Genomic DNA, 6,891 nt, shown 5'->3' on the forward strand with positions numbered 1-6,891 from the left:
CCGAGGCCGGCCTGGGGCATCAGCGCCTGGTGGGAAGCGCTGGCCACAGGCCCGGCGACGCTGGCGAAGATAGTGAGGCGATAGAGGATACGCGCCTCGAGGCGGTTGGCCACCGCCAGGGGCTCGGTGGCGCAGGCCTGAGCCAGCAGAGAGAAACCGGGCAGAACCACCACGCCGACATGCCGCGTCGGTGACGTCGGACGAGGAGGAGAAAGGGGCTCGGGCATGCAGATCTGGCCTTGGGATAGTGCCGGTAGACGCTGGGCGAAGGCACCATCTTACCCAAGGCCGGGCGGAACCACAGCCCCGCCAAGAAGACAGGGCAACGGCGTCAGGGGACCTATTCGGCGTTGCCGCTCAACAGCAACATGGCTGCCGCCAGAATGCCGATGACCACGATGACAATGGGCAGCACACGGTGCAGCCCGTTGGAAGAGCTTTTCGCCTCGGGCTGCTCGACATCCGGCTCGGGATGATCGAAGTCCTCGGGCTGGCTCACTTCCTTGAGATGCTGCAGTTCCTCTTCCGGCGTCTTGCTGTCCCGGGTATCCATGGTACACCTCCACTGACTGGAATCTGCGTCCCACGCCCCAGGCACCTGCCGGAAACGCGGGGGACCTACAGGTTCACGACATCGAAGTCGGCCACCGGGTTCACGTCGGCATCGTAGTCGACGTCATCACGCTCGAAACCGAACAGCTTCAGGAAGTCGTGCTTGTACCCAGCATAGTCGGTGATCTCGAAGAGGTTCTCGGTGGTCACCCGGGGCCAGAGCTCCTTGCAGGCCTGCTGGACATCATCGCGCAGTTCCCAGTCGTCCAGGCGCAGGCGGCCGGCCTCGTCGGTCTCGGCGCTGCCACCGTACAGGCGCTCCCCGAAGAGGCGGTTGAGCTGGTCAATGGTGCCCTCGTGCAGGCCCTTCTCCTTCATCACCTTGTAGACCATGGCGATATAGAGCGGCATGACCGGGATGGCTGCGCTGGCCTGGGTGACCACCGACTTGAGCACCGCCACATTGGCGCCGCCGCCCGATGCCGAGAGACGCTGGTCGATCTTGCCGGCGGCACGATCCAGATCCTCCTTGGCCTTGCCCAGGGCCCCGTGCCAGTAGATCGGCCAGGTAATCTCGGTACCGATGTAGCTGAAGGCCACGCTGCGCGCGCCCGGCGCCAGAACGCCGGCGCGGTCCAGGGCATCGATCCACAGCTCCCAGTCCTCACCGCCCATCACCGCCTTGGTGTCCTCGATCTCCTGCTCGGTGGCGGGCTCGACCTCCGCCTCGATGATGGCGTCCTTGTTGGTGTCGATGGCGGTGGCGCGGTAGGTCTCGCCGATCGGCTTGAGGCTGGAGCGCTTGAGCTCGCCGGAATCCGGCAGCTTGCGTACCGGCGAGGCCAGGGAGTAGACCACCAGGTCGACCTGGCCCAGGTCCTGCTGGATCAGCTCGATGGCCTTGTCGCGGGCTTCGTGGGAGAAAGCGTCACCGTTGATCGACTTGCTGTAGAGCCCCTCGGCCTTGGCGAACCGGTCGAAGGCGGCGCTGTTGTACCAACCGGCGGTGCCGGGCTTCTTCTCGCTGCCGGGCTTCTCGAAGAACACACCCAGGGTGTCGGCCCCGTAGCCAAAGGCCGCGGTGATGCGGGCCGCCAGGCCATAGCCACTGGAGGCGCCGATCACCAGCACCTTCTTCGGCCGCTGCTCCTCGTCACCCAGGGCCTTGTCCAGTCCGCGGGCGCGGGTGGCCTCGATCTGCTCGAGGACGTTCTTCTCGCAACCGACAGGGTGAGTGGTGGTGCAGATGAAACCGCGTACCTTGGGCTTGATGATCACGACAGACCTCGTTGTTGTCCGGCGGAGGGGGCAACCGTTCCCGTCCGCATGGGGAATGAATGTGCTGAATACATGGATCGAAAGAACAGTGGGGAACATTCTAGCGGCCCCGACAGCGGCTGTCCGCCCTTGAGGCCACCGCCCGGCTGGTGCAGGATGCTCGTCCCGGGCAATGAGTGTGGCAGGAGGGTAGCGATGGATGCACAGACGCTGGTCGACGAGCGCGGCGAGCTGTGGCTGGCCCTGGCCCCCCTATGGCTGGAACGGGAACCCCGCGAGACCGACTACGCGCACATGGTCACCGTCATACAGCGCCATGAACTGACCGTGCGCGAGCTGGAGTGGGTCTTCCGCCTGGAGCTGGCCCCGGTGCTCTCGCGCCAGCAGATGTCGGTGGCCGGCGAATGGCGCTCGTTCGACGACTACAAGCTGATGAAGCAGTTGGTGGCCCACAACCTGCGACTCAACGGCTGGCGGCGCAAGAGCTGGGCACTGTTCTCGGGACTGACCACCATGATGACCCGCCATCGCTGGAACGAGCTGATGGGACGGGTGCTGGTCGAGCGCGGCGAGATGCCCTGACCCTCAGGTCTCGTCCAGGGCCTTCTCCAGCGCCTCGCGCAACGCCACCTCGCCATCGCTGGGCGAGAACCGCTGGATGACACGGCCGTCACGCCCCACCAGGAACTTGGTGAAGTTCCACTTGATCATGCTGGTCCCCAGTACACCCGGCGCCTGGCGCTTGAGCTCCACGAAAAGCGGATGGGCGCCGCGTCCGTTGACCCTGACTTTCTCCAGCAGCGGGAATGACACCCCGTACTCGTGCTCGGCGAAACGACAGAAATCCAGTGCCGACTCCGGCGACTGGCGGGCGAACTGGTTACAGGGAAAGCCCAGCACGGTGAACCCCCGGTCACGATAGCGAACATAGAGGTGCTCGAGGTCACGTAGCTGGGAGGTGAAGCCACACTGGCTGGCCACGTTGACGATCAGCAGCACCTGGCCACGCAGGGCGCGCAGGTTGAAGGGTTCACCACTCGGGGTGCGGCATTCGTAATCATGGATGGACATGGGTCGGACTCGCTCTCTTGACCTCTACGATGACATGCCGGCTCCTCACACGCCAGCCCCACCCGACTCCCGCCGCTGCCGTGGCAGACGGCGGCGGACCTCGGCTACCCGGTTCGCCAGCCGGCGTCGGCGCTGGCGCCGCTCTTCCTCCTCGAGGGGCGCGTAGGCCAAGCGTTCGAGGTCCTGGGCACAGTCGTTGAGGGCGCGCTCCGCTGGCCCGGCCCGGGGAGCAATGCGCCGCAGGTGGGCGGCGGGAGACTCCCCCGGGTGGGCCGCCAGGCCGTGCCGAGTCAGCCAGGCCTGAAGGCTGCCCACCAGCCAGCGCTCGTCACGCTGCCGCTGCCGGTGCTGCCAGCCACGGCGAGCCAGCCAGGCGAGGCCCGCCGTCACGACCAGAACGGCCACCAGGCCCAGCGCGGTGGCCATGATACCCCTCCCGGGCAGCCGCGCATCCAGCCAGGCCCAGGCCTCGCGCCACCCGATGACCAGCTGCGCTATCAGGGAACGACGCGACTCGCGCTGGTAGCCGATCACCCCGCGCTGCCAGCGGTACTCCAGGCGTTCCCATTCCAGGCGCAGACGGTTCACCCAGCGCACTTCGCGCATGCGCAGCGGGGAGAAGCGGGCATCCGCCAGAAAGGCCTCCGCGCCGCCATCGACCGCCTGGGGGCCCTGTTCGATGCGCTCCGGGGCGATGACCGCGGTGGGATCCAGACGCTGCCAGGCACCGTCGCGCCACACTTCCACCCAGGCGTGGGCATCATAGTCGCGGACCGTGAAGTGGCCATCCGGGTGCCGCTCGCCGCCCAGAAACCCCGCCACTACCCGCGCCGGGATGCCGGCCATGCGCGCCATCACGGCGGCCGCCGAGGCGTAGTAGGTGCAGTAGCCGGCCTGGCTGTCGAACAGGAAGTCATCGACGCGGTGCTCGCCGAACAGCCGGGGCGGCGAGAGCGTATAGCGATAGGGGGCCTCGCCGAAGCGGGCCATCATGGCGTCGAGATAGGCATCCGGGTCCCGGCCACTCTCCCGCCAGAGTCGCTCGGCCAGGCGCCGGGTGCGGGGATTGGCGTCGTCGGGCAGCAGGCGGTGCCAACGCGATCCGGCGGGGTCCGGCTGGGTCGGCGGCGCCCCGCTGCTGGAAAGCCACAGCAGGCTGCGCGAGCTCAGCGGGGTCAGCCCCTCCAGGGTGCCGTCGGCCAGGTAACGCTGGCGGCTTTCGCTTTCCAGCGGCGTGCCCAGCGAGGGCCGCCAGGGACGGCTGTCGGGTTCCAGCAGCAGCTCGGCACGGAAGCGCGCGCGCTCCTGCCCCTCCCAGGGGGAACGCGACGCCTCACGGACGAAGGCATCGACCGGGCGCTCAAGAGTTGCCGCCAGCTGGTCGGGGGTAGCCCGCGACCAGCGGATACCGTCGAAATGCGACAGGGTGTAGACGCGCCAGTAGCGCTCCTCGGGGGCGGGCTCGCGGCCCTCAAAGCGGGCCCGGAAGGCACGCGCATCGCTGCGCGACAGCTCGGCGATGTCGCCCGGGGAGATCTCGTCGGTCAGGCCGGTAGAGGCCTGGTCCATCTGAGGCATGCTCCACAGTGGCCCCAGACGCGGGAAGGTGACGAACAGCAGCGCCATCAGCGGGGCCGAGAGCGCCAGCAGCCAGACCGTCTCCCGCCAGGCCTGGCGACGGCCGGTGGCACCGGAGAGCCATACCAGCGACTGCAGCAGCCAGGCCACCGCCAGCAGGGCACCCGCGGCCATGGGAATCCCCTGGTCATGCAGGAAGGCCACGGCCGTGGTCACCAGGCCGATCACCACCACCACTCTGGCATCCCGCTGGTCATGGGTCTCGATCAGCTTGAGCAGGTAGACGCCCAGCAGCAGGCCGACCAGCCCGTCCATGGTGCCCAGGGTGCCGAACTGCAGCCAGAGCGCCAGCACCAGGCCACCCACGGCGGCCAGACGCAGCAGGATGCCGGCACGGGACAGGCCGCGGCGCAGTTGCACGAACCGATAGCCGGCCACCGCCAGGGCCAACCCCACCAGCCAGGCCGGCATCCAGGCCAGGTGCAGGGCCAGCACCAGGCACTGGCCGATGAAAAGCTGGCGTAGCATGCCCCCACTCAGCCCCCGGCCATCCGCCAGCACCGCCAGCCTGGCAGGTCGCGAGGCGCTCATGCCACCCCCGCGGGCCGGATCGCCGGAAAGCGCGCCAGGGCCTCCAGCGCCCGGCGACGCTGGGCCTCCCCCTCGCCCGGTGCCAGGGTGAGGCCCGGCAGCCTGAGGCCATAGCGATCACCGGCACGATGGTGAGCCAACACCCGGGCGCAGAGCACCGACAGGCGCCGCTCCGGGTCGCCGCGACAGGCGTCGTAGTCCAGCCACAGCTGCTGGCGCGGCGGCACGCTGAATACCTTGGTGGCAAGCACGCCGGTGCGGCTCCACTGCTTCCAGGCTACCCGCCCGGGGCTATCACCGAGCTGGAAGCGGCGCAGTCCCGCGAAATCGCTGGCATCCAGGCCCGTACCGCCGTGGTGCATGACCGGCTCATCCTCCTCCACCGGATGCGGCCAGACCAGCAGCTCAACATCATGACGGACCCAGGCCACCACCCGAACCAGCCCCAGCGGCCAGCGCGTCTCGAGGCGCAGCCAGGGCAGCGGCTGAAGACCACGGCGGGGCGTCGGCAGCGCCAGCTCGGTCTCGCCGCGGCCATCGACGAGGTTCACTCGCCCCCGGGCACCGCCGCAGTGGAGATCCAGCGCCGTGCGATCGCGGCGTGCGCTCAGGATTACCCCCAGCCGCGTCTCGCCGCCGGCGAAGGCCTCCCGGGGCAATCGCAGCCCCGGGGTGACACCGAGCAGGTTGAGCCAGCCGCGCAGCAGCACCACCACACCGACGCTGAACAGCCAGAAGGCCAGCCCGTAGGCCAGGCTGTTCTGGTAGTTGATGCCGAACAGCAGCAGCACCACCACCAGCACCGCCCAGCCCAGGCCGAAACGGGTGGGGATCAGGAACAGCCGGCGCTGGGGCAGAGGATCCTCCATTGAAGCGGCCAGGCGACGCAGCCACCAGTGGCGTAACCGCTCGCGGTAGCTGGAACCGGCAGTGGCCACGCCAGCCACATTCATCTCATCACCGCCACGTGGGTCAGCAGGTGACGCGCCAGCGTCTCTCCGTCCTCCCTGGGGCCGCTGCTCAGTCGGTGGCCCGTCACCGGCACCCAGACCGCCTGGACATCCTCGGGCAGCACATGATCACGCCCTTCGAGCAGCGCCCAGCCCCGGGCCGCCTGCAGCAGGGCCAGGATCCCTCGAGTGGAGAGCCCCCAGGCCAGCTCGGAATGCTCGCGGCTGGCCGCGGCCAGGGCCTGGACATAGTCGAGCAGGGCGTCGGCCACATGGATCCCGTCCAGCCGCGCTTGCCAGCCGCGCAGGCGCTCGGCATCGAGCAGCGGCATCAGCGTCTCGAGCTTCACTCGCCCGGCCTGACCGCGCAGGATCTCACGCTCGGCCCGGGGGTCCGGATAGCCCAGCGAAAGCCGCATCAGGAAGCGGTCGAGCTGCGACTCCGGCAGCGGGAAGGTCCCGGCCTGCTCCTGGGGATTCTGGGTCGCGATCACGAAGAAGGGATCGGGCAACGCCCGGGTCTCGCCCTCCACGGTCACCCGGCCCTCCTCCATCGCCTCGAGCAGAGCGCTCTGGGTCTTGGGCGTGGCTCGGTTGATCTCATCGGCCAGCACCAGGCCATGGAAGACGGGGCCGGGATGGAAGCTGAAGCGCGCCTCCCGCGGGTCGAACACCGAGACTCCCAGCACGTCGGCGGGCAGCAGGTCGCTGGTAAACTGCAGGCGCTGCATGTCCAGGCCGGTGACCCGCGCCAGCGCCTGGGCCAGGGTAGTCTTGCCGAGTCCCGGCAGGTCCTCGATCAACAGGTGCCCGCGGGCCAGCAGGCAGCAGAGCGCCAGCCGCACCTCCCGCGACTTGCCGAGCACCACCC

7 protein-coding genes and 1 pseudogene are annotated in these 6,891 nt (G+C 68.8%); 1 reads left to right on the plus strand and 7 read right to left on the minus strand.

The annotated features are described in order from the left end of the window. From RI841_RS12975 to fabV, 3 genes and pseudogenes are all read right to left on the minus strand, one after another. Nucleotides 1–227: pseudogene (locus RI841_RS12975) on the minus strand (GlxA family transcriptional regulator); the annotation flags it as partial. 113 nt (nt 228–340) lie between these two features. Beyond that, entirely contained in the window at nt 341–553 is a 213-nt protein-coding gene (locus RI841_RS12980; protein WP_310706028.1) for a hypothetical protein, read from the minus strand. Between the two features lie 65 nt (nt 554–618). Then, nucleotides 619–1,830 (minus strand): enoyl-ACP reductase FabV, encoded by a 1,212-nt coding sequence (gene fabV / locus RI841_RS12985; RefSeq protein WP_310706029.1) that lies wholly within the window; start codon nt 1,828–1,830, stop codon nt 619–621. Nucleotides 1,831–2,025: 195 nt separating this feature from the next. Here fabV and RI841_RS12990 point away from each other — a divergent pair, with 195 nt between their 5' ends. Beyond that, the gene (locus RI841_RS12990; protein ID WP_310706031.1) at nt 2,026–2,412 is read left to right on the plus strand and encodes a hypothetical protein; all 387 of its coding nucleotides are present in this window, start codon (nt 2,026–2,028) and stop codon (nt 2,410–2,412) included. A gap of 3 nt (nt 2,413–2,415) precedes the next feature. Here the strand turns inward: RI841_RS12990 and RI841_RS12995 are convergent, their stop codons facing one another. From RI841_RS12995 to RI841_RS13010, 4 genes are read right to left on the minus strand one after another with little or no spacing between them, the layout of a single operon-like run. After that, nucleotides 2,416–2,901 (minus strand): glutathione peroxidase, encoded by a 486-nt coding sequence (locus RI841_RS12995; protein ID WP_310706032.1) that lies wholly within the window; start codon nt 2,899–2,901, stop codon nt 2,416–2,418. Nucleotides 2,902–2,946: 45 nt separating this feature from the next. Beyond that, nucleotides 2,947–5,070 carry a DUF3488 and transglutaminase-like domain-containing protein gene (locus tag RI841_RS13000; RefSeq protein ID WP_310706033.1) on the minus strand — a complete coding sequence of 708 codons (2,124 nt, stop codon included), beginning with the start codon at nt 5,068–5,070 and terminating at the stop codon, nt 2,947–2,949. Then, nucleotides 5,067–6,023 carry a DUF58 domain-containing protein gene (locus RI841_RS13005; RefSeq protein WP_310706034.1) on the minus strand — a complete coding sequence of 319 codons (957 nt, stop codon included), beginning with the start codon at nt 6,021–6,023 and terminating at the stop codon, nt 5,067–5,069. The genes RI841_RS13000 and RI841_RS13005 overlap by 4 nt, the downstream gene beginning before the upstream one ends. Continuing rightward, on the minus strand, nt 6,020–6,889 hold the full coding sequence (locus RI841_RS13010) for a MoxR family ATPase (RefSeq protein WP_310706035.1): 870 nt from the start codon (nt 6,887–6,889) through the stop codon (nt 6,020–6,022). Before RI841_RS13010 ends, RI841_RS13005 begins: the two co-directional genes overlap by 4 nt. Nucleotides 6,890–6,891: the final 2 nt, after the last annotated feature.

The organism is Halomonas sp. (assembly GCF_031581305.1).
Classification (GTDB): domain Bacteria; phylum Pseudomonadota; class Gammaproteobacteria; order Pseudomonadales; family Halomonadaceae; genus Halomonas.

What these genes read in the sequence shown, in the direction of transcription:
- RI841_RS12980 (WP_310706028.1), bottom strand. Translation starts at nt 553, where the DNA reads ATGGATACCCGGGACAGCAAGACGCCGGAAGAGGAACTGCAGCATCTC.
- RI841_RS12990 (WP_310706031.1), top strand. Translation starts at nt 2,026, where the DNA reads ATGGATGCACAGACGCTGGTCGACGAGCGCGGCGAGCTGTGGCTGGCC.
- RI841_RS12995 (WP_310706032.1), bottom strand. Translation starts at nt 2,901, where the DNA reads ATGTCCATCCATGATTACGAATGCCGCACCCCGAGTGGTGAACCCTTC.
- RI841_RS13000 (WP_310706033.1), bottom strand. Translation starts at nt 5,070, where the DNA reads ATGAGCGCCTCGCGACCTGCCAGGCTGGCGGTGCTGGCGGATGGCCGG.
- RI841_RS13005 (WP_310706034.1), bottom strand. Translation starts at nt 6,023, where the DNA reads ATGAATGTGGCTGGCGTGGCCACTGCCGGTTCCAGCTACCGCGAGCGG.